Source organism: Oceanihabitans sp. IOP_32, from assembly GCF_009498295.1.
Lineage (GTDB): Bacteria > Bacteroidota > Bacteroidia > Flavobacteriales > Flavobacteriaceae > Wocania > Wocania indica.
Genome location: NZ_CP040813.1, coordinates 911,822 through 935,014, shown reverse-complemented (window position 1 = coordinate 935,014; position 23,193 = coordinate 911,822). Strand labels below are relative to the sequence as shown.

Below are 23,193 nucleotides of genomic sequence, written 5' to 3'. Positions count from 1 at the left end.
TATAATAACAATGGTAAATAACAATCAAGTTACGAAAACGATTTCGTTAGACGCCTACGGAATTAAAAATGCCAAAGTCAATTATCAACTCTCACCAGAGCAGCTACACGATATTGCCATAGAAAAAGGGCAGGGGGTTGAAGCATCTTCTGGTGCTCTCGCAGTTAATACTGGAGAGTTTACGGGACGCTCCCCTAAAGATCGATTTATTGTAAAAGATGCTGTAACTAAAGATCGCGTTTGGTGGGGCGACATTAATATTCCTTTTGAAACCGATAAATTTGATGCTTTATACACTAAAGTTGTAAATTATTTATCTAATAAAGAGGTGTTTGTTAGAGATAGTTATGCCTGTGCCGATCCCAATTATAAATTAAACATTCGACTTATAAACGAATATGCTTGGAGTAATCAATTTGCTTACAACATGTTTTTACGTCCAACCGAAGACGAATTAAAAGATTTTAATCCCGAATGGACTGTAGTTAATGCGCCTGGTTTTATGGCAGATCCCGAAGTAGACGGCACTCGACAGCACAATTTTGCGATTTTAAATTTCACAAAAAAAATAGCATTAATAGGAGGAACTGGCTATACTGGCGAAATTAAGAAGGGTATATTTTCTGCTTTAAATTTTATATTACCAGTGTTTAAAAACACCTTGCCAATGCACTGTAGTGCCAATGTGGGAAAAGAGGGTGATACTGCAATTTTCTTCGGGTTATCTGGAACTGGAAAAACGACTTTATCGACAGATCCAAACCGCAGCTTAATTGGAGATGATGAACATGGATGGACTAGCGAAAATACGGTATTTAACTTCGAAGGTGGTTGTTATGCCAAAGTTATTAATTTATCGCGCGAACAAGAACCTGAAATATATGATGCCATTAAAAAAGGCGCCATTCTTGAAAATGTTATTTTAGATAACAAAGGAGTAGTAGATTTTAAAGATAGCTCTATCACTCAGAATACAAGGGTAAGCTACCCGATTTACCATATAGACAATATAAAAACACCTTCTATTGGTGGAAATCCAAAGAATATCTTCTTTTTAACCGCCGACGCTTTTGGAGTTTTACCCCCAATTTCTAAATTAACCCCAAGCCAAGCAGCGTATCACTTTATCTCGGGTTATACGGCTAAAGTTGCTGGTACAGAAGCTGGCGTTGTTGAGCCTCAGCCTTCTTTTTCTGCTTGCTTTGGCGAACCTTTTATGCCTTTACATCCTGCTAAATATGCCCAAATGCTCAGCGAAAAAATGAAAAAAACCGGGGTGAATGTTTGGTTGGTTAATACAGGTTGGACCGGTGGTCCTTACGGTGTGGGTACCCGAATGAAGCTTAAATACACTCGTGCCATGATTAATGCGGTATTAAATGGAGATTTAGGGTTGTATAATTATGAAGATTACCATATTCACTCTGTTTTTGGAGTAGCGCAACCAAGATCTTGCCCTGGTGTTCCAACAAAAGTATTAAGTCCCCGAGCCACTTGGAATAACGACGAAGCGTATTATAAAACAGCATTTAAATTAACTAATGCTTTTCGTGAAAACTTTAAAAAATTCGAATCGGATGCTAGTGAGGAGATAAGACGTGGCGGTCCGCAGCGGTACTCTTTCTAAAAAAATAATAATTTAAGTGATAACAAAAAAGCGGGTGGTTTTTAAAAACCACCCGCTTTTTTTGTTACTTAATAGGAATTTATTTTCCTTTATTCGCCTTATCAATATATTTTTGTAAAGCCATAGTCATTGACGGTGTTTCGGGAGTTGGGGCAGCAATATCTACTCGTAACCCCTTTTCTTCAACCGCTTTAATGGTGGTGTCTCCAAATACAGCTATTCGGGTATCATTTTGTTTAAAATTCGGAAAGTTTTTAAACAAAGATTCAATACCTGAAGGGCTAAAAAAGACCAGCACATCGTAGGTTACATTTTCTAAATCTGAAAGATCGCTTACAACCGTTTTAAAGAAGGTTGCTTGTTTCCAGTTTACACCTAGGGCATCTAATGTACTAGGTACTTCTGGTTTAATCTTATCGGTGTTTGGCAATAAAAACTTTTCATCTTTATATTTTTTAATTAAAGGTGAAAGTTCAGAAAAAGTCCGTTTACCAACATAAATTTTACGCTTTCTGTAAACCACATACTTTTGGAGGTAGTAAGCCACTGCTTCAGACTGGCAGAAATACTTCATAGTATCTGGCACTTTAAAACGCATTTCTTCAGCAATTCTAAAAAAATGATCTACTGCGTTTCTGCTGGTTAATATGATAGCAGTATAGTCATTTAAATCTATTTTTTGCTGTCTGATATCTTTTGCAGAAACACCTTCAACATGTATGAAGGGTCTGAAATCGATTTTCACCTTTAACTTCTCCACCAAATCAAAATATGGGGAGTTTTCTATCTTAGGTTCAGGCTGTGAGACTAAAATTGTTTTAACTTTCATATACACAATTAGTTTGTTTTATTGCTTTACGAAATTAGTACGTTGTACAAAATAATGTATGGCGCTATTTCGAGTGCGCAAAGATACACAATAATATAAAATAAGTTAGCTTTTATTACGTTTTGATGTGTTTTAAATGAGGTTATTACACCCAAAATATTAATAATTAGTAGAAGTGTAATTATTATGTTAAAAATAACCAGAGTTGGTGTAATGGTAAAAATTAATAAAGCGTTAATAGGTAGTAATATAACCCCTATAAAGTTTCTGTAGCTTATTTTTTGAAAGATGTAATGACCTATTAATTTGTCAATTTCAAATAGGCTACCCAATAAACGTTCGATAAGCACTTTTATTAAAAAAAAGGAGCCAATACCAAAGGCCAATTTAAAAAGCACATTAATTGAAATGATTTTAGTATTTGTAATATTTTGATAAACTAAATAACTAAAAATGGATAAGGAAATAATGAAGTTGCCAAAAAGTAAAGCATCAAACTTATCGAGAAATTTTTGGTGTTTAGAATATATTTTAAGGTATTTAAAGTTGCTTAGAATATAACTAAAATCGCTAAAACGCTGCGGAGCCACGAGTTTAGCCGTAGCAATTATAACAAGCCCTGTTATTAAAAGGATAGTAAATATGTCATTAAAAACAATATCGCGAAACATGCTGTAAAATTATTATAAAATTTCACACTATGGCCATAAATAATGTGTAATATTAAAAAACAACAATCTTTTAAATAATGTACATTTGCTAAAATTCATAATTGTAATTTATTATTAAATGCGAGATACGGTTGTTATAATTCCTACTTACAACGAAATTGAAAATATAGAAGCTATTATAAGAGCTGTTTTTTCTCAGTCTAACCACATTCATGTGCTTATTGTAGACGATAATTCTCCAGATTTAACAGCCTTAAAAGTTAAAGCGCTTCAAATCGAGTTTCCCGATAGACTATTTTTAGAAGTGAGAAAGGAAAAATCGGGGCTAGGTACTGCGTATATTCACGGTTTCAAGTGGTGCTTAAAGCGATCGTATCAATATATTTTTGAAATGGATGCCGATTTTTCCCACGACCCCAAAGATTTAATACGCTTATATTCAACATGTAAAGACGGAGGTGCAGATTTAGCAATTGGATCGCGATATATTAATAATTCGGTAAATGTGGTTAATTGGGACATGAAAAGGCTACTTATGTCTTATTTTGCTTCAAAATATGTTAAATTTATAACAAGAATGAAAATTCACGACACCACGGCTGGTTTTGTATGCTATAAACGTATAGTTTTAGAAACGATAGATTTAGACGCTGTTAAGTTTATTGGGTATGCCTTCCAGATTGAAATGAAATTTAAAGCCTATTTAAAGAAATTTAAAATAGTTGAAATTCCTGTTATATTTACCGATCGGAAACTAGGAGAATCTAAGTTGAGTTCTGGTATAATTTCTGAAGCAATTTTTGGGGTAATTTCGATGAAACTAAAAAGTTTATTTAACAAATAAAAGTATAAAATGACACTAAAAACGGTACTTATTAAAAATGCTCAGATTGTAAATGAAGGCGAGATTTTTAATGGCGATATATTAATTGAAGGGCAGTATATTAAGGAAATAAACACCTCTATAAGCGCAAAAACCTCCGATGTTCAACTCATTGATGCCGAAGGTCAGTTTGTACTTCCAGGGGTTATAGACGATCAGGTTCATTTTAGAGAACCGGGATTAACACACAAAGCCACTATAGAAACCGAGTCTAGAGCCGCTATTGCTGGTGGTATTACCTCCTTTATTGAAATGCCAAACACAAACCCGCAAACCACAACGATAGAAAAATTAGAAGAAAAGTTTACTATAGCTTCAAAAACATCGGCAGCCAATTATTCATTTATGTTTGGTGGTACGAACGATAATTTAGAAGAAATTTTAAAAGTTGATCCTAAAAAAGTAGCGGCTTTAAAGCTTTTTTTAGGCTCTTCAACCGGTAATATGTTGGTTGATAATCCAGAGGTTTTAGAGAAAATATTTTCTAAAACAGATTTGCTAATTGCCGTGCATTGCGAAGATGAAGATACGATTAAAGCTAATTTCGAAACTTTTTTAGATACCTATGGCGAGGACATTCCTATGCAATATCACCCCGAAATTAGAAGTGCAGAGGCCTGTTATTTATCATCATCCAAGGCTATCGAATTGGCAAAAAAAACAGGTGCTAGATTACATGTATTTCATTTGTCGACAGGAAAAGAAACCAACTTGTTTAGCAATAAAATTCCTTTAAAAGACAAGAAAATTACCGCCGAAGTTTGCGTGCATCATTTATGGTTTACCGATAAAGATTACGATACAAAAGGTTCGTTAATAAAATGGAATCCTGCTGTAAAAACACAAACAGATAACGATAAGTTGTGGGAAGCCTTGTTAGACGATAGAATTGACGTTATTGCTACAGATCATGCACCACACACTTTAGAAGAAAAAAATAACGTTTATACCAAAGCACCATCTGGCGGACCCCTAGTACAACACGCGTTAACCGCTATGCTTGAAATGCATCATAAAGGTAAAATTTCAATAGAGAAAATTGTAGAGAAAATGTGTCATAATCCCGCTATTTTGTTTCAGATTGAAAAGCGCGGATTTATAAAAGAAGGATATTTTGCCGATTTGGTTTTTGTCGATTTAAATAATCCATGGACGGTAAAAAAAGATAATATTCTTTACAAATGTGAGTGGTCGCCTTTTGATGGTACAACATTTAGATCACGCGTAACGCACACTTTTGTTAACGGTAGTTTAGCCTATAAAAACTTTAAATTTTACGACTTGACTGCTGCAAAACGATTAACTTTTAATAGATGATTTTAAAACGATTATTTGCGAATTTTGTTATTTTAACAAGTTTTTTTTCGTGTTTTAATTACGACAAACCCGCTAAGCCCGAGAATTTAATTTCTAAGGATAAAATGGTTGATATTATTCTCGATATACGCTTGCTTTCTTCGGCAACGGGGTCCAACAAAACCATTCTTGAAAAAAACAACCTCGAGGCAGAAAACTATGTGTACAACAAACATGGGGTGGATAGCTTACAATTTGCTTTAAGCAATAATTACTACGCTTATTTTATAGACGATTACAAAGCTATTTACGAAAAAGCTCAAGATAGCTTAGAGCGGTTAAAAAAGCAGTTCGATGTGTTAGTCGCTCAAGAAGCTGAAGATAAAGCTTTAAGGGACTCTTTAAGTTTAGTCGTCAAAAATAACTCCAAACATATTTTACAATTACGAGAAAGTCTTAAATCCTTAACTGAAAAGGAAGCGTTAAATCTTTCGAGTACAAAGGATTCCTTACGATTAACAAAAATAAAAGACACTTTGGCTCTTTTGAAAAAGAAAGATTCTGTATTACAACTTAAACTTAAACCTAAAACAAAAGCAAAGTTAATTAAACCTGTTCGAGATATCGATTTGCAATAGATGAAATGGTTTTATTTATAGGTGTAAACTCAACTTTAAGGGCATTTTTAATTTCCTGATTACTATATATGGTCTTAGTAGTTAACGATGTGGCCATTTGTTTGGTTAGTTGTCTTTCTTTACCGGTTAATTTATGTAATAGCCAATCTAATCTCCATGCCAGCTGTAGGAGCCAAGGTTTAGCTAATTTTTTTGGAGGATTGGCGTTTAAAGCCTTGGTCATGGTTTGCAAAAACTTTTGATAGCTCCAGTTTTCAGCAACTAATATAAAACGTTTGTTTATGATGTCACTTTTTTGAAGGTCAATCATAATGGATACCACATCTTTAACATCTATTAAACCAATAGTTCCTGTGGTGTAATAGGTTAAGCCTTTATGTGCTTTTTTAAACAACTGAGTACTAGCAGAACTCCAAACACCTGCGCCTAAAATAACGCCAGGATTTACAATAACAACGTTTACACCTTCTTCTGAGGCACGCCAAACCTCCATTTCGGCTCCATATTTAGTTATGGCATAGAAGCTATTATCATCTTCAGGATTCCAGTGCGTTTCTTCGGTAATAACCTCATTATTAATGGGTTTTCCTGTCGTAGCAATCGAGCTAACATAACATAATTTTTCTATGTTGTTAGAAATGCAAAAATTAACAATATTCGCGGTGCCCTCAATATTAATTTTACATAAAGCTTTGTGTTTGTTAGGGTCAAAAGATATAAAAGCTGCACAGTGGTATACCTGAGTAACGTTCGTAAAAGCATCATTAAGTTGGCTAATATCTAAAATATTGGCTTCTATCCAATCTATATGGTTAAAAAGAGCATCATCATCGTCCGAGTAAGTCGAAAACACTTGTTTTACGTGTTTAAGCTTGTGTTCGTTTCTATATATTGCTCGAACTTTTTCGTTGTTTTTAACCAGTTTATAAAGTAAATGTGCACCAACTAAACCTGTGCCTCCAGTAACTAAAATCATGCAACTAAAGTAGTGAATATTTCAAATTTAAAAGTTAAACTTGAGGTGTAATATTTGATATCTTTAGGTTTTAACCGTTACTAGTATTTTTTATATGCATTGGTATGATGTCTTGAACTAAGTGAAATGATTTAGTTTAGCGCGGTAAACAAAGAATTATTCATATTACAAGCATAATTATGCTCGTATTTTTATCTTTGCATGATTTTATAAAATTATTCAAAAATGATAAAGAATTTTGTTGAAGAATTAACTTGGAGGGGCATGATACAAGATTGTATGCCAGGTACAGAAGAGCATTTGTTAGAGGCGATGCGTTTGGCTTACGTGGGTATTGATCCTACTGCAGATTCTTTGCACATTGGCCATTTAGTTGGTGTTATGGGACTCAAGCATTTACAATTATCGGGACATAAGCCTGTCGCCCTTGTTGGCGGTGCTACTGGTATGATTGGAGATCCCTCTGGAAAATCTGATGAGCGTAATTTACTTAATGAAGAAACGCTTATACATAACCAAAACGGAATTAAAGCGCAATTATCACGGTTTTTAGATTTCGATAGCGATGCTGAAAACGCTGCTATTATGGTTAATAATTACGACTGGATGAAGTCTTTTACCTTCTTAGAATTTATTCGCGACGTTGGTAAACACATTACGGTAAACTATATGATGTCTAAAGATTCGGTAAAAAAACGTTTATCATCAGAGTCGTCTGTAGGAATGAGTTTTACAGAGTTTACGTATCAGTTAGTTCAAGGCTACGATTTTTTACATTTATATAGAGAAAAACAATGTACCCTTCAAATGGGTGGTAGCGACCAATGGGGAAACATCACCACAGGTGCCGAGTTGATTAGACGCGTAGATTCTGGAAAGGGCTACGGTATAACATGGCCTTTAATAACTAAAGCCGATGGGACTAAATTTGGAAAATCTGAAGGGGGAAACATTTGGTTAGACCCAGAAAGAACCTCGCCATATAAATTTTACCAATACTGGTTAAATACAAGTGATATAGATGCTGAAAAATATATAAAAATTTTCACGTTTTTATCACGAGAAGAGATTGAAGCTTTAATTGAAGCGCATAAAGAAACACCACACTTACGAATTTTACAGAAACGTTTGGCTGAAGAAATTACCACCATGGTACATAGTAAGGAAGACTTAGACAATGCCATTACTGCCAGTGCAATCTTGTTTGGTAAATCTACTAGTGATGATTTAAAAGGATTAAACGAACAGACTTTTTTAGATGTTTTCGATGGGGTACCACAAACAGAAATTAAGGCATCCGACATAGAGGAAGGTTTAGATATAATTGCAGCTCTAGCAGAGAAAGGAGGCTTTTTAAAATCGAACGGTGAGGCTCGTCGTGCTCTTAAAGAAAATTCCATTTCGGTTAACCAAGAAAAGGTACAAGAAGGGTATAAGATTACGGCACAAGATTTAATTAACAAGAAGTTTGTTTTATTGCAACGGGGTAAAAAGAATTATTTCGTTTTACGAATATCTTAAATGTATAAAAGCCTGAGCGTAAACTCAGGCTTTTTTAATCAATCAACTAAAAACTAAACTAATCAATTATTTACTTAGTACCTGTTTTAGTCGTAATCAATTGTAAAAGATTACAAAGAAGTTATAAAACCATTAAATTACATCCTCTAATATCCGAGCTATCAAACCGCCCAATAACTTCAAAACTCCCGTTATCGTGCGTTTTGCCTAAATCTTGTGTAGCAATAAAGGCACAGGAATTAATATTGGCCAAATCAATAATGTTGAGACCTCCTGTTTTTCCTTGAGGCAGAATGGTGAAAGCATCTTCGGGATCTCGTATTAAAACCCGCATCCAATTAGGGCAGCTAAAAATACCGTCTCCTTTGGAGTATGCCTGACTTAAAAGTTCGGTCATACCATATTCACTATGTATGGTTTTAACACCAAAACCCGCTTTTAATTTTTTATGTAGATCTGCTCGAATTAATTCCTTTCGTCTACCTTTCATACCACCTGTTTCCATTATAATGGTGTTGTTAAGTTTAAACTGATACGTTTCAATCAAGTCTAATAAGGCAAAAGAGACACCAATTAATAAGACCTTGCGTTTTTGGGTATCAAGTTTGATTAGCGTGTCTTTTAATTCAGATACATTATTGAGATAAAAACCGCTTTCGGGGTGTTTAGACTTAGAAATCATGGAATTAACCATGTAAATTAAAGACGAACCTTCGCGTTCTAAATAGGAGGGTAGTAATGCTAAAATAACATAGTCTTCAATATGTCCATAAAATTGTGTAAAACCTTGAGTAAAACTTTGCTCGTAAATTCTTAAGTTGGTAACATGGTGTTTACTGGATACAGATCCCGTGGTTCCAGAACTTGTAAAGGTAGTAATAATGGGGTCTGTGGAACTTACGATGCGATGCGATTTGAAAAACTGTATGGGTAAAAAAGGGATGTCTTCTAAAACCTTAATATCACTGGGGTGTTTGTAAATTAAGTCACAAAACGATCTATAAACACGATTGTTCCTAAATTGGTAGTCGAAAACTTGTAAAGCAGTGTCTTCAAATTCAGACTTATTTTTAATATTAAAAATGGTATTACTATCTATCATGTACTAATTTTCAATACGCTTAAATTTGTAATCAAATATACTGTTGGGAGATTAAATGCAAAAATATACAAAATAAAAAAAGCGTTGATCGTTAGCAACGCTTTTATAATATATGACGCTTTCATTTTAAGACATTGAGATTGGTTTTTAGCGAATTTAAATTCTAAAATTTCAATACCTTAAGGAAATAGAGCTATTTTATTACTAGTTTTCGTGTTTCCGTAATATTATTTTCACTTATTTTTAAAATATAAATGCCAGTGTTTAAGTCTGAGATATCTAAAGCTTTATCGACTAGCATACGGGACAATATTTGTCTCCCTAGGGCGTTGTAAACTTTTACATTTTTGTTTAATTTCTTTTTTGAAGAAATATAAATGTATTGATGCCCGTTACTAGCTGGATTGGGATAAATGGAAAGCCCTTCAATTTTTTGTTTTTCAGACGCATTAGGATACTTGTTTTGCGCAAATCCCTTTTGAGCAGCGAAACTTATGAAAACAACAAATAAGATGAAAACGTAATTTTTTTTCATAGTATGAATTTAAAGCAAATAAAGCTAAGCAAAAGCAAACAAACGCCATACCAATATAATGTTAAAATTTAAAATTTCCAATTAAATTTCGCTTCTTATATAAACGAGGTGTTACTTTAAAGCTATTTGTGATATATAATTATCAAAATTATGGGATTAATCATATATTTACTCCAGTTATTGATATAAGCTCTTGTTTTACAATGCATAAAAAGGATATAAAGATTTTATTAGTTGATGATGAGCCCGATATTTTAGAGATCGTGGGTTATAATTTATCGCAAGAAGGTTACCAAATTATTACGGCTAATAACGGCGCTAAAGCGGTTAAAAAAGCTAAGAAAGAACGACCTCATTTAATTATAATGGATGTTATGATGCCCGAAATGGATGGTATTGAAGCCTGCGAAATAATTCGCGAAAATCCAGATTTAAAAGAGACTATTATTACCTTTTTAACAGCAAGAGGCGAAGACTACTCTCAGGTGGCAGGTTTTGAGGCTGGAGCCGACGATTATATTACAAAACCTATAAAACCTAAAGTTTTGGTTAGCAAAGTGAATGCCCTTTTACGCAGATTTAATCACGATACTAAAAATAGCACGGTTAAAATAGGAGATTTAATTATTAATAAAGAAGCCTACAAAATTACCTTAAAAGGAGAGGAAATTCCTTTACCTCGTAAGGAGTTCGAGCTCCTTTGTTTATTGAGCTCAAACCCTGGGAAAGTGTTTAAACGCGACGACATATTAGATAAGGTTTGGGGGCATGAGGTGGTCGTAGGGGGCAGAACCATAGATGTTCATATTCGTAAACTGCGTGAAAAGATAGGCGACCATAGCTTTAAAACCGTTAAGGGTGTAGGCTATAAGTTTGTGCGATAATTATTGTAATATGGTGAATTTAAAAAAGTCGTCTCGATTTGCAATTATAACATCTTTATATATGGCACTTTTTATTGGTGCCTTACTCTCTGTTTTCTTATACGTTTTTTACTCTCTTAATTGGAGCTTTATTCTGGTATTTACCTTAATTTGTTATTTGTTCTCCTTTGTTCTTATTCAAATGAGAACCGAAAAATTTATTTACAAGCGCGTAAAAAAAATCTATGACGATTTAACGCTTCTAGAATCTGCAAGTATAAATAAAGTGTCGATTACTACCGATATGAGGGCCCTTACCAAAGAAATAGATAAATATGCCCGCGATAAAAAATTAGAAATAGAGACGCTTAAAGATCGCGAAAGATACCGTAAGGAGTTTTTAGGAAACGTCTCACACGAATTAAAAACACCATTATTCACAATTCAAGGTTACATATTAACGCTTCTGGATGGGGCTATAGACGATAAAAACATCAGAAAAAAGTATTTAGAACGTGCCAATAAGGGGGTTGAAAGACTTAGCTATATCGCCAAGGAGTTAGATATGATTACAAAGCTGGAAGCCGGGAATTTAAGTTTAAATATCGAAGAGTTTGATATTGTAGAACTCGTGAATACCGTTTTCGAAATGTTTGAAATGCGAGCCCTCAAAAAAAACATTACTTTAACTTTTTACAGAGATTACAACCAACCCATTTTAGTAAGGGCAGATAAAGAGCGTATACAACAAGTGTTAACAAACCTTATTGTAAACTCCATAAAATATGGTAAAGACAAAGGCACTACCGAGGTGAGTATCGAAAACTTAACTCCACACAAAGTTATTGTTCGTGTTACCGATAACGGAGAAGGCATAGAAAAAAAACACATACCGCGCCTATTCGAACGGTTTTTTAGAGTCGATAAAACTGGTAATCGCAAGGTGGGTGGTTCCGGCTTAGGCCTATCTATTGTGAAGCATATTATCGAGGCACACGGTGAAAAAATTTATATTGAGAGTGAATTTGGTGTAGGTAGTGAGTTCTCCTTTACCCTAGAGAAGGCCATATAAAACCAATTTTTGAAATGTCGTATGGTTAATTTCAACTATTTTTTTTTTAGAAGAGATAGAAATCGCAGATTCACAAACTCGTTATTTTACTATAATATGGGCCTGAGCTAACATTAAAGTATAGCCAAAGTAGTGATTTTATGTTATACCCAAATACGGACGCAAAACAAACGAATTATATGCGACATGATATGGGTATTAGGTGTAAACCATCTAATACGCTTAGGTGTGCTTTATTTTGGCGTTACTTTTTGAGAAAAACAAAAAGTCGGGCTTTACGCTACAATCTTTTTGCTCGTGCCTTACAAAAAGGATTTTCACTGCAATCCCTAACGCACTTTTTGCCGTGGTTTGTTATTTCACCAAAACCCCTTGAACCTTCATTAAAGGTATGGGCTGTAAAGCTTTAAGGTTAATCGTATTTTTTCTAAACAAATAAGTTTTATCAAACATGGTGTTGCCCTCAAAAAAAGAGACTTTAAAGCTGTTGTTTAAAGCAAATAAATCTTCTTGCATAAGTTCAATTTTAGCATAACTTTTTTTAGGCAGTACGTCCAGTTTTTTTCTAAAAACAGAGGTGGTTTTATCTTCAGAATACCCACTGGTTACAATAAGTACCATGTCTAAATCAACATTCTTATCGTTAATAATATAGGCGTTCCAGTCTTGGGTTTTATAAATGTCGTTATATTCGTTTACAATGGCCACATAAACGTCTTTTACAATAGGGATTTGAATATCTTTTTTCATTGTTTTCTGATTTGAAAAGCTCTGGTTTTTATTTAAGTCTACAACACGTAAGAGCACACCTTGCAAACCCATACACGCGCATGTAAAGTGCAAAAATACTAATAATTGAAATACTTTATTGGCGTCTGTATTTATTCAATTTCAATATTATAAGGTAATAATCCTGCAACGTCTTCAAGGGAGAATTTAGCTTTAGCTATGGAATTAATTTCAGGGTTAATACTGTAATTTTTAGCGGTTCGAAAGTCGACACCCCTAAGATTGGTATTATTAAAAGTAGTTTGTGATAAATCTGAATTTTTAAAGCTGGAATTTGATAAGTCACAGTTCGAAAAGTCCACTTCTTTAATAGACGAATTCATAAAAGGTGTTTTATGCATTTTTTTTCCAATAAAGGCACAGCAATCTAAAATGCAAGCATCAAATTTTAAAGCAAACAAAAAGTCGTTACAAGAGCTAAAATTCACACCTAATAGTTTACAATTTTTAAAGCTGATGTTTTCCAATTGACAGTCGTTAAACTTGGTCATCGAGAGGTTACAATCTGTAAACACACAATTTGTAAATAAACTTGAAAGAAATGAGCCGTTTGAGAAATCACAATTTGTAAACGAGCAACTATCAAATTCTGTGTTTTGCATTTCTTTTTCAGCGAAACTTATTTTGTTAAAGAATTCGTCGTAGTGGGTTTGGGGTTTCATTGGATGGGTTAATGTGCTTTATTTATGTTCGTTTTATCATCACAAAATAATTAAAATTTTATGTGTCTATTTTGTTTTTTAATACGCTAGATTCTATTAATCGTACATTTATAGAATCTTAGATAGTAATATAAAATTTAGTTATTTAATGGAGAGTTTCGAGTGTGTAATAGGTTTTAAAGATTTGGTTTGTATTTGGTTATGCGGGTTGGTGTTTGGCTATATTAGTGATTTAAATGTTGGAGATTCTACAATAATCTGACAAGTAGCAATGACGAACATTTGCTTAAAACCTTTGTAGAGTCTTCGTTTTTATATTTCTTTATCTAGTTTATTCGGATTTTGTCTTGTATCAAATACAGTAACAATATTAATTTGCTTGGTACTGTAGCGATAATATAAAGTTGTTTGCTTTGTAATGACACATCTTCTTAAACCTTTTCCTTTTTTGGATTCAGGAAATATTTCAGGCTGGTTTTTAATTATTTCTATCGTTGAATCTAATTTTGTAACAAAATCATTTTTTACCTTAACAGACCATTCTTTGATTAAGTGCTCAAAAAGTTTTTCTAATTTCTTTTCTACTGTTCTTGAAATAACCACTTTTCTGCTCAATCTACCGGTGTTTTTGCATAAAAGATTCGTAATCTGTTACTTCTCCGTTTTCTATTTCACGAGAAGCCTTTTCAATTTCTGTACGGTGTTCCATAGATAAATCGTCCCAAAAGTCGGCAGTTTTCGATTTCTTGAAGATTTTTTTAATGGATTCAATAATTTTCGGGTTTTCGGTATCCAAAATCATTTTAGCCAATTCTATTTTATCTGCCTGAATATTCATAACATTTTTATTTATTATCAAAAATAATGATTTTAAACGCAAATTTCAATGGGCAATTTGGATTCTATGTGCTAACGAAACAAAAAGTTTTGGTTTTTAGATGTTACTAAGCTACAAATTTTTGTTTGTTTTCTGTCATTTCTTTAGGCGTTTTACAACCAATATTGTTTTAAAATGATCAATTCGAGCTTATTCTGGCTAATCTAAAAAACGCTTTAGTAAGTTCTAGTTTTTGTGTTTGTAAATCCATGTATTTGCTTTTATCAAAGATATACAAATAATGATTTAATGCCTGTTTTGATGATTTGAGGTATTTCGAAGGATTTTACTAATGATTGATTTATGAACAATACAGGAGAAAACTAATATTTGCTTTATTGCACCCAAAAACTTTTTTTTGAATTTAATCTAGATCAAAAAATAATTTAGAGGTATTGCTTAATAATTAGTTGATTAATTTATTTTTAAGTTTTTCGAATTCTTCATCAGAAATGACACCGTCTTTATTCAAATCGGCTAACTTCCTTAATTCGTCAGGTAAAGATTCTTTTGAATTTATTTGTTCAGGCTTTTGGATTCCACTTTTTTTATGAATGCTTAAAGAGTTATTTACAGCCGAAGTTATACGTTTATGGTTTGTCATAGATCGTTCAATTATTTTCGATGTAACCCCATCAGTTCTTCGAACACATAATCCTCCAAAACCTAGTAAAGTTCCCATGAAGCTATTGGTATAATAAATCTCATAAATTTGGGAAATATCCATTTCGAATAGAGTTTTTTTCCACGGAAGCAAACCAGATTTTACCGTTAAAACTTGGTCATCAAATAACCATTGTATTCTCGAATTAAGAATTATTCTTCTTGTAGCCTTAAATAATATCCATATACCAAAAATCAAAATTCCATTTCTAAGCAATGGGTTAATATCGAACCAGTCTGTTGATATGAAATAAAAAACAATTATCGGTATGCCAATTAATATAATTAAAAACAAACTTGATGTGTAAGAATACCAATGTTTCCTTGAACTTATCTTCATTTTATTTTAAATTTTATTAAAGCTTTAGAGTTATACACTTAACATCTCTACAAAGCCGATTTAAACTGTTCCAGAAAACGCACATCGTTTTCACTTAGCAATCTAATATCGTCAATTTGGTGTAATAGCATAGCAATACGGTCTATACCCACGCCAAAAGCAAAACCAGAATAGGTTTCGGCATCGATGCCACAATTGGTTAAAACGTTGGGATCTACCATACCGCAACCAGCTATTTCTAACCAACCTGTGCCTTTTGTAATTTTATAATCGGTTTCGGTTTCTAAACCCCAATACACATCTATTTCTGCGCTAGGTTCTGTAAACGGGAAGTACGACGGACGCAACCGTATTTTGCTTTTCCCAAACAATTGAGTGGTGAAGTATTGTAGGGTATGTTTTAAGTCGGCAAAACTTACATCTTTATCGATGTATAAACCTTCTACTTGATGGAAAAAACAATGCGAGCGTGCCGAAATCGCTTCATTTCTATACACGCGACCTGGCGATATGGTGCGAATAGGCGGTTTGTTGTTTTCCATATAACGTACTTGCACAGAACTGGTGTGGGTACGCAGTAAAATATCTGGATTGGTTTGAATAAAAAAAGTATCCTGCATATCGCGTGCAGGGTGGTATTCTGGAAGGTTTAATGCGGTAAAGTTATGCCAGTCGTCCTCAATTTCTGGACCTTCGCTCACATTAAAACCAATATTCGAGAATATCTCTATAATTTGATTTTTTACAATAGAAATAGGGTGGCGCGCACCAATTTGAACAGGTGTTCCTGGGCGTGATAAATCACCAAAAACGCCTTTTACCTCGTCTTTGCTTTCTAGCTCTTCTTTTAAAGCGGTTACTTTATCTTCGGCTGTTTTTTTAAGCTGATTGATAATTTGACCAAATTCCTTTTTTTGGTCGTTGGCAACATTTTTAAATTCGGCAAAAAAGCCGTTTAGTAATCCTTTTTTACCTAAATATTTTATGCGGAATGCTTCTACTTCTTCTTTCGATTGCGCTTGAAAAGCTTCGGCCTCGGCAATAAGTTGTTTTACTTTATCTATCATAACTACATTTAAAAAAATGAATGCAAATCTACTATTTTTTACCTAAAGTGCGTTAGGGATTGAGGTATTTGTTGGAGCTCCTCGCAGAGAGCGACTGCCGAAAGCCCGACCCTTGTGGTAACGCCCAAAAATTACTAATCAATATACTGGGTTTCTACAAAGTAATTTACAATGGCCTCTTTCATTAAAACACTCTGCTCACCGGCTTTAAGGTGCGGTAAAGTTTCTAAAGTTTTGTAATGTGGCCAACCCTCATCGTCTACGAAATCCAGCTCGTAATAGCCGTAAGGTGTAAGCAATTTACAAATGGCAATATGCATTAAATCGAGTTTTTGGTCTTTTTTAAAGCTGCGGCTTAATTGCCCAAGTTCTTGCACGCCTATGAGGTAAATTATAGCGTCTAGATCTAAGATTTCTCCATCGGCAAATTGCTTAGATAGTTTTGTGACCACCAAATTCCAGCGCGCTTTTAATTGTTCGTCTCTTGACATTTTAAAATTCCAGTTTAAAATTGAAAGGTCAAAGTTAATGAATGGCGTTGTTATTTTGGACTTCTGTTCTATAAATTCTTTATTCTTTAACGCTAATATTCTATTAAAATACATTAGTGTCCGACTAAAAACGTTTTGTAATCGTTAATCTTTTTTAAATAAAGAACTTGACGCGTCTTTTAAAATGATACCTTGTTTATACAAAACAATTATAAAGAGTGCGATGAGATGTTTTATTATTCAATTCACTTCTGCCAATCAATTAGTTAGAATCTAGTCTTTGTTCTAATATCTAAAAGCGAAGCGGTCTTATGTCTTTTACCGGACATTAATAATTAAAATATAATTATTTAATGAAATGGGTTTAGTGCTTTCTATTTTTTTTTGAAACGTGTGCAGCATTCCTTTTGTGTAATTTAGAAAGTATTGCTTCTAATAGCATAGAAAAGAATTTATAATGCTTATTATTTATTTTGAACCCAAGTATTTCTTCTTGATTCTAAAAGCGCAGCGGTCGTTTATCTTTTCTTTAATACTACGAGGTAGCAATTTATAACGATGAAAAATTATATATTTACAAAAAATAGCAGTATGGGCGTTATAGATATTGTTTTAGGGACTTTAATTTTATTCGGTCTAATTCGGGGTTTTTTAAAAGGCCTTTTTGTTGAGGTGGCCTCACTTATTGCTCTGGTTGCTGGGGTTTATGGAGCGATACATTTTAGCAATTTTGCATCCGATTTTTTAAAGACTAAAGTGTCTTGGGACGAAAAAACCATAACGATTACCGCCTTTGCCATAACCTTTATTGTGATTGTTTTAGCTATTGCGCTTGCAGGTAAAGCACTTACCAAATTAGCCGATTTTGCTGCCTTGGGTATTGTTAATAAGTTTTTAGGAGGTGTTTTTGGAGCCGTGAAAATTATACTCATTTTAAGTATTGTTTTAAATATTTTCGACAGGCTAAACAGTACGATTACGTTTGTTGAAGAAGATGATATTAACGATACGGTACTTTATAAGCCTGTAAAAGATTTGGTGCCTATGATATTTCCTAATATACTTGAGCTTAAGGCAGATTATATAAGTCCAGAAACAGAGGTATAGACCTGTTTTTGTTTAGATGAAAGAATCTGTTTTATAATCACTCAATTTTTTTGGCCCTTCAAGCAGTATTCTCACAATTTGCAGTGTGCCATCTTCTTTAGTGGCTATTTGCCATTTTATTAAGGCTATTTTGCCATTTTCAATTTCAATCCCTGTGATACTTCGAGGGTGTACACAGCTACCATCATTAAAAAAAGAGATGTTGTCAGGTTCGGGAAAACGAGGCCTGTGCGTATGGCCAGTAATGGTAATAAGATTATTATTTTTAATGATCCATTTCTTAATACGGTGTTCTACTTTTATAAGTTCGGTATAATTTTTTGCCGGGCTTGTAGGATCTGCAATACCCATGACGTTTAAAGGTTTCCAAAGAATTCGCACTAAAAACCGGCTCCATTTCCAGAACAAATAATTCCACCAATCGGCTTGATGGCCGTGGGTTAAGAACAGCTCTTGTTGTGTTGCGTTGTGTTTTAAAATAAGCCCTTCGTGATATTCAAGATTTTTAAACAGCTCAACATCTTGACCAGTTTTGGGATCGAAATAGGTTGATAAATGTTTTTTTACATAATTTGGGTTTCTGTACACCATGTCGTGGTTGCCCCAAATCATGTGTAATTTATTAGCTTTGTGAAATGATTTCATGAGCAAATACACATTTTTATGTGCATTAAAAATGCTGCTAAACGATAGGTTTTCCCAGAGCTCATCGCCGTCTCCAATCTCACAATATGCAAAGCCTTCTGTATAATAGTGCTTTAAAGCATGAAAATAGATGTTTCTATTGTTGGCAAAATCATCAGCAAAACTATTGTCGCCTCGGTGGCAATCACTAAATAAAATAAACTTGCTATCATCATTAAAATTAATGGTTTTCGCATTTTTATAGGCTTTATCTAATCTTTTTGTTGATGAAAACATAAAGTAAAAGTAACTAATTTTCAATAAAAAAATGCTTCCTAATAAAAAGAAGCATTTGCGTTTTAAAAAAAATAATGAGTTAAAGATGTGCTGCCAAATATGGCTTAATTACTATTTAAACGCATTAAGTCCTGTAATATCTAGACCTGTAATTAATAAATGAATATCGTGAGTGCCCTCGTAAGTTATTACGCTTTCTAAATTCATAGCATGGCGCATGATAGAATACTCTCCAGTAATGCCCATACCACCTAAAATCTGCCTCGCTTCTCTAGCGATATTAATTGCCATTTCTACATTGTTGCGTTTGGCCATAGATATTTGTGCAGAGGTTGCCGTCCCTTTGTCGCGCATTACACCGAGTCTCCATGCTAATAACTGAGCCTTGGTAATTTCGGTAATCATTTCGGCCAATTTTTTTTGTTGTAATTGATATTGCCCAATAGGTTTTCCAAACTGTATGCGTTCTTTACTGTAGCGTAAAGCCGTGTCGTAACAATCCATGGCGGCACCAATAGCCCCCCAAGCAATACCATAACGCGCCGAATCTAAACAGCCAAGCGGCGCACCTAAACCAGATTTGTTTGGCAATAAGTTTTCTTTTGGCACTTTAACATTATCAAAAATTAATTCGCCAGTAGCACTTGCTCTTAGCGACCATTTATTATGTGTCTCTGGAGTAGAAAATCCTTCCATACCACGCTCGACTATAAGGCCGTGAATGCGTCCGCTTTCATCTTTTGCCCAAACTATGGCAATATGGCAAAAAGGCGCATTGCTAATCCACATTTTAGCACCGTTAAGCAGATAATGGTCACCCATATCCTTAAAATTTGTGGTCATTCCGCTAGGGTTACTGCCGTGGTCAGGTTCTGTTAAACCAAAAGAGCCTATCCATTCGCCACTTGCTAATTTGGGTAAGTATTTTTTGCGCTGTGCTTCGTTGCCATATTTAAAGATGGGATACATGACTAAAGACGATTGTACCGATGCAGTGCTGCGCACGCCAGAATCGCCACGTTCTATTTCTTGCATAATTAGGCCATAAGAAATTTGGTCTAATCCCGCACCACCATATTCTTCTGGAATATAAGGCCCAAAAGCACCAATTTCTGCTAAGCCGTTAATTATCTGAGCGGGGAATTCTGCTTTTTGAGCATAATCTTCAATTATTGGAGACACGTCGCGTTTTACCCACTCTCTAGCGGCATCGCGCACTAATTTGTGCTCTTCGGTTAATAACTCGTCTAGGTTGTAATAATCTGGAGCTTCAAATAAATCTGGCTTCATTTAGTCTTGTTTTTAAAGTCTAAAACAACAGTCAAAAAAAATAAGAAATTAATGATGTGTTGCTTTTATTGAGAATAATCATTTTAAATCTATCAAATTTACAAATCCAAATCAAACGAATTACATTTTTAAGTAAAAATCTTTAGTAAGATTAATGTATTTTTCGGTGTATCGATGTCTTTCGGTTTCAATAATGAGCGTTTCGGTGACTGTGTCGCTTTCGCGGAAAGAAAAAGCGATTAAACTACGCTTAATCTCGGTTGAAGGATTGCCTTTTACATGTAAAATATCGGTTGGAAAAAGATTTACTTTTGAAGCTAAATCAATAAAATTACTTTCCTCTTTAAAAGGAATAATAACATTAAAAGCTCCGTTCTCTGAAAGTAATTTTGAAACACTTTCGATAAGCACACTAAAGGGTAGTGCAGTCGAAGATCTCGCTAAATCACGCTGATTGTTCTCCGATTTGTAATCTTCAACATAAAAAGGAGGGTTAGAAATTATCAGGTCGTATTTATCTTCTATCTCTTCTGTAAACACTTCAAGTGAAGCATGGTAGCAAAACAAACGGTCTCCCCAAGGCGATTGCTCAAAATTATCTACACATTGTTCGTAGGCTTCGGAGTCAATTTCAATAGCGTCTATAAGTTGCACATCGCTTCGTTGTGCAAGCATGAGCGAAATAATTCCTGTACCAGCGCCAATATCTAAAATAGACAAGGGGTTGCTGTCTAGAGACGCCCAGGCACCAAGTAATACACCATCGGTGCCAATTTTCATGCCACATCGACCTTGATGTACCGAGAATTGTTTAAAACGAAAGGGTTTATTAGACATATTATGAGGTTTTAAATATGGAGCAATAGTATAAAATAATGTGCTTAAAAGGTATAAAATATGCTAAATTATGTTAAAATTACGTGTTAGGTGTCTAATAACGGGAGGTGGCTCGTATATAATATTATAAACTTTGGTTTAATGATTGAATTTGATGATTGGTGTGTTCGTTAATTTGAATACACTTAGATTTTACATTGAATTGGAAGCGTTGTAATAAATAAAACTTGCAGATATGAGATTGAAGAACCCGAAAATTTTAAAAAAATTGAATGATTTGTTGATTATGAATCATGAAATAGAAACCACATATTTAGAAGGACTGGAATACGTTTATAGAGATGATTTAAAGACCTATTTTAGAGAGCGTAGTTTTGAACGCTATGAATTTGGTAAATTATTACAATCTGAAATTGAAAAACTAGATAAAAATAGCGAGTATTCTAAAAATAATTTTATCAATTTTTCAAAAATTAAGATGAATATTAAAAACGCCCTTCTCTTTCAGTATGAGGTCGATTTGTTAAGAGAGATACGTGAAATAAAGTACTTAACTATAAATGTTTATAATGACTTATTGTTGGAGCACGGTTTGCCTTTATCACTTTGTAAATTGTTAATTAGACAACGTGATCAAATACAAGATAATTTAACTCTTTTAGAACGAGAAAAATCATTGGTAGCCTGAAATAAATTAACTTATAGGTAAAGGTCAATTAAACCTTCGGGTGTTTCTACTAAAATAGTTTTATTCTCTCTATCTACGTTTAAAATAAATTCATCATTCATGGGGATTAATATTTCGGTGCCATGGCGATCGACCACAAATAAAGCTTGTAAGGTAGAATCGTTAATGCTTTTTATGAGGCCTACTTCACCAAAATTTTTGTCCTCTATGGTAAAGCCAATAACTTCGTGAAAATAAAATTTATTGCCTTCAAGTTTTGGAAGTAAGTTAAGCGGTAAATATAAATTACTTTTCATTATGGCATCGGCATCTGCCTCGGTTTCTACATCCTCAAATTTAAGGCGCAATAAAGTAGATTTATGTAGTTGTGAGCTTTCAACAAAAAAAGGGACTAAATTATTTCTTAGTTCTAAGAATACAGCATCTAAATTTTCGTAAATCTCTGGTTGGTCTGTATCTAATTTTGCCAATACTTCACCTTTAAAACTGTATTTTTTTACAATTTTTCCGAGATAAAAACAGTCTTCCTTAGTCATAAAAAGGTATTTTTTCAATTTCAGCAAACACAGAAATCGGTCTATTAATCATTTAAGAATTCACACTTTAAGTTATCGCACAAAACTATTTTGAACAAAAAACTCCGATAGCAGGTATCGGAGTTTAAAAGTATAAAAAATAAACGTTTTATTCTTCTTCTTTTTTAGGCGCTTCAGCTTCAGGAGCAGTTTCTTCAACCGCAGGAGCAGCCGCAGCTATTCTTGCTTCGTTTACTGCTTTTTCAGCAGCTAATGCTTCAGCTTTAGCTTTAGCTTGAGCTTCAGATAATCCTTCAGCTTTAGCCTGTACTTTACCTTCTTTTTCTTCCAACCAAGCCGCAAATTTTGCTTCTGCTTGCTCTTCAGTTAAGGCTCCTTTTCTAACACCACCTACTAAGTGATTTTTTAGTAAAGCACCTTTGTAAGATAATAGGTTTTTGGCTGTATCAGTTGGTTGTGCACCATTCTGTAACCATTTTACAGCACCATCAACATCTAATTCAACTGTTGCTGGGTTTGTGTTCGGGTTGTAAGCACCTAATTTTTCTAGGTATTTACCATCTCTCTTCGCGCGCGAATCTGCTGCTACGATCCAGTAATAAGGTTTTCCTTTTTTACCGTGTCTTTGTAATCTAATTTTTACTGGCATAATTATTAATTATTTGAGGTTCTCGACCTCTGTTATTAATGAGGGCGCAAATATACTATATTTTTTTATTTTTAAGGATTTTATTTTAAAGAATATTATCATCAATGTCTTATAAGAGGCTTAAGACCGCTTCGCTTTTAGAATCAAGTACAAAGACTTGATTCTAACTAAGGGATAAGCAGAAGTGCTTCAATTAGCAAAATATCTCCTTTAAATCTTAACAATGGTTTAAAATAAACAAGGTAACATTTAAAAAAATGTGT

26 protein-coding genes are annotated in these 23,193 nt (G+C 33.9%); 9 read left to right on the top strand and 17 right to left on the bottom strand.

Going from position 1 to position 23,193, the window contains the following annotated elements; all coding sequences use genetic code 11:
* The first annotated feature begins 10 nt into the window (after window positions 1-10).
* Complete coding sequence (gene pckA, locus FEZ18_RS03930; RefSeq protein WP_153267114.1) at window positions 11-1,627, top strand: phosphoenolpyruvate carboxykinase (ATP); 1,617 nt, start codon at window positions 11-13, stop codon at window positions 1,625-1,627.
* 79 nt (window positions 1,628-1,706) lie between these two features.
* On the opposite strand, the gene FEZ18_RS03925 is transcribed toward pckA, so the two are convergent.
* Both FEZ18_RS03925 and FEZ18_RS03920 read right to left on the bottom strand, forming a co-directional pair.
* On the bottom strand, window positions 1,707-2,456 hold the full coding sequence (locus tag FEZ18_RS03925) for a uroporphyrinogen-III synthase (RefSeq protein ID WP_153267113.1): 750 nt from the start codon (window positions 2,454-2,456) through the stop codon (window positions 1,707-1,709).
* A 26-nt stretch (window positions 2,457-2,482) separates the two neighbouring features.
* On the bottom strand, window positions 2,483-3,127 hold the full coding sequence (locus FEZ18_RS03920) for a DUF4271 domain-containing protein (protein ID WP_153267112.1): 645 nt from the start codon (window positions 3,125-3,127) through the stop codon (window positions 2,483-2,485).
* 118 nt (window positions 3,128-3,245) lie between these two features.
* Here FEZ18_RS03920 and FEZ18_RS03915 point away from each other — a divergent pair, with 118 nt between their 5' ends.
* The 3 genes from FEZ18_RS03915 to FEZ18_RS03905 are packed head-to-tail and all read left to right on the top strand — an operon-like array spanning window position 3,246 to window position 5,944.
* Entirely contained in the window at window positions 3,246-3,971 is a 726-nt protein-coding gene (locus FEZ18_RS03915; protein WP_153267111.1) for a polyprenol monophosphomannose synthase, read from the top strand.
* Window positions 3,972-3,980: 9 nt separating this feature from the next.
* A complete protein-coding gene (locus FEZ18_RS03910) occupies window positions 3,981-5,327 on the top strand; it encodes a dihydroorotase (RefSeq protein WP_153267110.1) in 1,347 nt (448 codons plus the stop codon).
* Complete coding sequence (locus tag FEZ18_RS03905; RefSeq protein WP_153267109.1) at window positions 5,324-5,944, top strand: DUF4296 domain-containing protein; 621 nt, start codon at window positions 5,324-5,326, stop codon at window positions 5,942-5,944. The genes FEZ18_RS03910 and FEZ18_RS03905 overlap by 4 nt, the downstream gene beginning before the upstream one ends.
* On the opposite strand, the gene FEZ18_RS03900 is transcribed toward FEZ18_RS03905, so the two are convergent.
* Entirely contained in the window at window positions 5,913-6,920 is a 1,008-nt protein-coding gene (locus FEZ18_RS03900; RefSeq protein WP_153267108.1) for an NAD-dependent epimerase/dehydratase family protein, read from the bottom strand. The two genes, FEZ18_RS03905 and FEZ18_RS03900, sit on opposite strands and share 32 nt — an antisense overlap.
* A 225-nt stretch (window positions 6,921-7,145) precedes the next feature.
* Here FEZ18_RS03900 and tyrS point away from each other — a divergent pair, with 225 nt between their 5' ends.
* Entirely contained in the window at window positions 7,146-8,441 is a 1,296-nt protein-coding gene (gene tyrS, locus FEZ18_RS03895; protein ID WP_153267107.1) for a tyrosine--tRNA ligase, read from the top strand.
* A 121-nt stretch (window positions 8,442-8,562) separates the two neighbouring features.
* Here tyrS and FEZ18_RS03890 read toward each other — a convergent pair whose 3' ends face one another.
* A complete protein-coding gene (locus tag FEZ18_RS03890; protein WP_153267106.1) occupies window positions 8,563-9,543 on the bottom strand; it encodes an acyl transferase in 981 nt (326 codons plus the stop codon).
* A 193-nt stretch (window positions 9,544-9,736) separates the two neighbouring features.
* Window positions 9,737-10,078 carry a T9SS type A sorting domain-containing protein gene (locus FEZ18_RS03885; RefSeq protein ID WP_153267105.1) on the bottom strand — a complete coding sequence of 114 codons (342 nt, stop codon included), beginning with the start codon at window positions 10,076-10,078 and terminating at the stop codon, window positions 9,737-9,739.
* 203 nt (window positions 10,079-10,281) lie between these two features.
* On the opposite strand from FEZ18_RS03885, the gene FEZ18_RS03880 reads away from it, so the two are divergent.
* Both FEZ18_RS03880 and FEZ18_RS03875 read left to right on the top strand, forming a co-directional pair.
* Window positions 10,282-10,962 carry a response regulator transcription factor gene (locus FEZ18_RS03880; RefSeq protein WP_153269038.1) on the top strand — a complete coding sequence of 227 codons (681 nt, stop codon included), beginning with the start codon at window positions 10,282-10,284 and terminating at the stop codon, window positions 10,960-10,962.
* A 61-nt stretch (window positions 10,963-11,023) separates the two neighbouring features.
* Window positions 11,024-12,013, top strand: coding sequence for a sensor histidine kinase (locus FEZ18_RS03875; protein WP_228122840.1), 990 nt, complete (start codon window positions 11,024-11,026; stop codon window positions 12,011-12,013).
* Between the two features lie 354 nt (window positions 12,014-12,367).
* On the opposite strand, the gene FEZ18_RS03870 is transcribed toward FEZ18_RS03875, so the two are convergent.
* From FEZ18_RS03870 to FEZ18_RS03840, 7 genes are all read right to left on the bottom strand, one after another.
* Entirely contained in the window at window positions 12,368-12,763 is a 396-nt protein-coding gene (locus FEZ18_RS03870; RefSeq protein ID WP_153267103.1) for a hypothetical protein, read from the bottom strand.
* Between the two features lie 131 nt (window positions 12,764-12,894).
* Window positions 12,895-13,464: a pentapeptide repeat-containing protein gene (locus tag FEZ18_RS03865; protein WP_153267102.1), complete on the bottom strand. Its 570-nt coding sequence runs from the start codon at window positions 13,462-13,464 to the stop codon at window positions 12,895-12,897.
* Between the two features lie 312 nt (window positions 13,465-13,776).
* Window positions 13,777-14,079: a type II toxin-antitoxin system RelE/ParE family toxin gene (locus FEZ18_RS03860; protein ID WP_153267101.1), complete on the bottom strand. Its 303-nt coding sequence runs from the start codon at window positions 14,077-14,079 to the stop codon at window positions 13,777-13,779.
* A gap of 1 nt (window position 14,080) precedes the next feature.
* Window positions 14,081-14,302, bottom strand: a complete 222-nt coding sequence (locus tag FEZ18_RS03855; protein ID WP_153267100.1) for a hypothetical protein — start codon at window positions 14,300-14,302, stop codon at window positions 14,081-14,083.
* 445 nt (window positions 14,303-14,747) lie between these two features.
* Window positions 14,748-15,344 (bottom strand): SHOCT domain-containing protein, encoded by a 597-nt coding sequence (locus tag FEZ18_RS03850; protein WP_153267099.1) that lies wholly within the window; start codon window positions 15,342-15,344, stop codon window positions 14,748-14,750.
* A gap of 47 nt (window positions 15,345-15,391) precedes the next feature.
* A complete protein-coding gene (pheS, locus tag FEZ18_RS03845; RefSeq protein WP_153267098.1) occupies window positions 15,392-16,411 on the bottom strand; it encodes a phenylalanine--tRNA ligase subunit alpha in 1,020 nt (339 codons plus the stop codon).
* Between the two features lie 134 nt (window positions 16,412-16,545).
* Complete coding sequence (locus FEZ18_RS03840; protein WP_153267097.1) at window positions 16,546-16,902, bottom strand: hypothetical protein; 357 nt, start codon at window positions 16,900-16,902, stop codon at window positions 16,546-16,548.
* Between the two features lie 558 nt (window positions 16,903-17,460).
* Between FEZ18_RS03840 and FEZ18_RS03835 the strand changes: the two genes are divergently transcribed.
* Window positions 17,461-18,009 (top strand): CvpA family protein, encoded by a 549-nt coding sequence (locus tag FEZ18_RS03835; RefSeq protein ID WP_410505133.1) that lies wholly within the window; start codon window positions 17,461-17,463, stop codon window positions 18,007-18,009.
* A gap of 12 nt (window positions 18,010-18,021) precedes the next feature.
* Here FEZ18_RS03835 and FEZ18_RS03830 read toward each other — a convergent pair whose 3' ends face one another.
* The 3 genes from FEZ18_RS03830 to FEZ18_RS03820 form a co-directional block, all read right to left on the bottom strand.
* A complete protein-coding gene (locus tag FEZ18_RS03830; protein ID WP_153267096.1) occupies window positions 18,022-18,930 on the bottom strand; it encodes a metallophosphoesterase family protein in 909 nt (302 codons plus the stop codon).
* Window positions 18,931-19,041: 111 nt separating this feature from the next.
* Window positions 19,042-20,220, bottom strand: a complete 1,179-nt coding sequence (locus FEZ18_RS03825) for an acyl-CoA dehydrogenase family protein (protein ID WP_153267095.1) — start codon at window positions 20,218-20,220, stop codon at window positions 19,042-19,044.
* 120 nt (window positions 20,221-20,340) lie between these two features.
* Window positions 20,341-21,057 (bottom strand): tRNA1(Val) (adenine(37)-N6)-methyltransferase, encoded by a 717-nt coding sequence (locus FEZ18_RS03820; RefSeq protein ID WP_153267094.1) that lies wholly within the window; start codon window positions 21,055-21,057, stop codon window positions 20,341-20,343.
* Between the two features lie 235 nt (window positions 21,058-21,292).
* Here FEZ18_RS03820 and FEZ18_RS03815 point away from each other — a divergent pair, with 235 nt between their 5' ends.
* Window positions 21,293-21,745 carry a DUF2383 domain-containing protein gene (locus FEZ18_RS03815; RefSeq protein WP_153267093.1) on the top strand — a complete coding sequence of 151 codons (453 nt, stop codon included), beginning with the start codon at window positions 21,293-21,295 and terminating at the stop codon, window positions 21,743-21,745.
* A gap of 11 nt (window positions 21,746-21,756) precedes the next feature.
* On the opposite strand, the gene rimM is transcribed toward FEZ18_RS03815, so the two are convergent.
* The gene (rimM, locus tag FEZ18_RS03810; protein WP_153267092.1) at window positions 21,757-22,281 is read right to left on the bottom strand and encodes a ribosome maturation factor RimM; all 525 of its coding nucleotides are present in this window, start codon (window positions 22,279-22,281) and stop codon (window positions 21,757-21,759) included.
* A 148-nt stretch (window positions 22,282-22,429) separates the two neighbouring features.
* On the bottom strand, window positions 22,430-22,930 hold the full coding sequence (locus FEZ18_RS03805) for a 30S ribosomal protein S16 (protein ID WP_153267091.1): 501 nt from the start codon (window positions 22,928-22,930) through the stop codon (window positions 22,430-22,432).
* Window positions 22,931-23,193: the final 263 nt, after the last annotated feature.

Bases quoted from the DNA above. Each gene is read 5' to 3' on its own strand.
- pckA (WP_153267114.1), top strand. From the start codon at position 11: ATGGTAAATAACAATCAAGTTACGAAAACGATTTCGTTAGACGCCTAC.
- FEZ18_RS03925 (WP_153267113.1), bottom strand. From the start codon at position 2,456: ATGAAAGTTAAAACAATTTTAGTCTCACAGCCTGAACCTAAGATAGAA.
- FEZ18_RS03920 (WP_153267112.1), bottom strand. From the start codon at position 3,127: ATGTTTCGCGATATTGTTTTTAATGACATATTTACTATCCTTTTAATA.
- FEZ18_RS03915 (WP_153267111.1), top strand. From the start codon at position 3,246: ATGCGAGATACGGTTGTTATAATTCCTACTTACAACGAAATTGAAAAT.
- FEZ18_RS03910 (WP_153267110.1), top strand. From the start codon at position 3,981: ATGACACTAAAAACGGTACTTATTAAAAATGCTCAGATTGTAAATGAA.
- FEZ18_RS03905 (WP_153267109.1), top strand. From the start codon at position 5,324: ATGATTTTAAAACGATTATTTGCGAATTTTGTTATTTTAACAAGTTTT.
- FEZ18_RS03900 (WP_153267108.1), bottom strand. From the start codon at position 6,920: ATGATTTTAGTTACTGGAGGCACAGGTTTAGTTGGTGCACATTTACTT.
- tyrS (WP_153267107.1), top strand. From the start codon at position 7,146: ATGATAAAGAATTTTGTTGAAGAATTAACTTGGAGGGGCATGATACAA.
- FEZ18_RS03890 (WP_153267106.1), bottom strand. From the start codon at position 9,543: ATGATAGATAGTAATACCATTTTTAATATTAAAAATAAGTCTGAATTT.
- FEZ18_RS03885 (WP_153267105.1), bottom strand. From the start codon at position 10,078: ATGAAAAAAAATTACGTTTTCATCTTATTTGTTGTTTTCATAAGTTTC.
- FEZ18_RS03880 (WP_153269038.1), top strand. From the start codon at position 10,282: ATGCATAAAAAGGATATAAAGATTTTATTAGTTGATGATGAGCCCGAT.
- FEZ18_RS03875 (WP_228122840.1), top strand. From the start codon at position 11,024: ATGGCACTTTTTATTGGTGCCTTACTCTCTGTTTTCTTATACGTTTTT.
- FEZ18_RS03870 (WP_153267103.1), bottom strand. From the start codon at position 12,763: ATGAAAAAAGATATTCAAATCCCTATTGTAAAAGACGTTTATGTGGCC.
- FEZ18_RS03865 (WP_153267102.1), bottom strand. From the start codon at position 13,464: ATGAAACCCCAAACCCACTACGACGAATTCTTTAACAAAATAAGTTTC.
- FEZ18_RS03855 (WP_153267100.1), bottom strand. From the start codon at position 14,302: ATGAATATTCAGGCAGATAAAATAGAATTGGCTAAAATGATTTTGGAT.
- FEZ18_RS03850 (WP_153267099.1), bottom strand. From the start codon at position 15,344: ATGAAGATAAGTTCAAGGAAACATTGGTATTCTTACACATCAAGTTTG.
- pheS (WP_153267098.1), bottom strand. From the start codon at position 16,411: ATGATAGATAAAGTAAAACAACTTATTGCCGAGGCCGAAGCTTTTCAA.
- FEZ18_RS03840 (WP_153267097.1), bottom strand. From the start codon at position 16,902: ATGTCAAGAGACGAACAATTAAAAGCGCGCTGGAATTTGGTGGTCACA.
- FEZ18_RS03835 (WP_410505133.1), top strand. From the start codon at position 17,461: ATGAAAAATTATATATTTACAAAAAATAGCAGTATGGGCGTTATAGAT.
- FEZ18_RS03830 (WP_153267096.1), bottom strand. From the start codon at position 18,930: ATGTTTTCATCAACAAAAAGATTAGATAAAGCCTATAAAAATGCGAAA.
- FEZ18_RS03825 (WP_153267095.1), bottom strand. From the start codon at position 20,220: ATGAAGCCAGATTTATTTGAAGCTCCAGATTATTACAACCTAGACGAG.
- FEZ18_RS03820 (WP_153267094.1), bottom strand. From the start codon at position 21,057: ATGTCTAATAAACCCTTTCGTTTTAAACAATTCTCGGTACATCAAGGT.
- FEZ18_RS03815 (WP_153267093.1), top strand. From the start codon at position 21,293: ATGAGATTGAAGAACCCGAAAATTTTAAAAAAATTGAATGATTTGTTG.
- rimM (WP_153267092.1), bottom strand. From the start codon at position 22,281: ATGACTAAGGAAGACTGTTTTTATCTCGGAAAAATTGTAAAAAAATAC.
- FEZ18_RS03805 (WP_153267091.1), bottom strand. From the start codon at position 22,930: ATGCCAGTAAAAATTAGATTACAAAGACACGGTAAAAAAGGAAAACCT.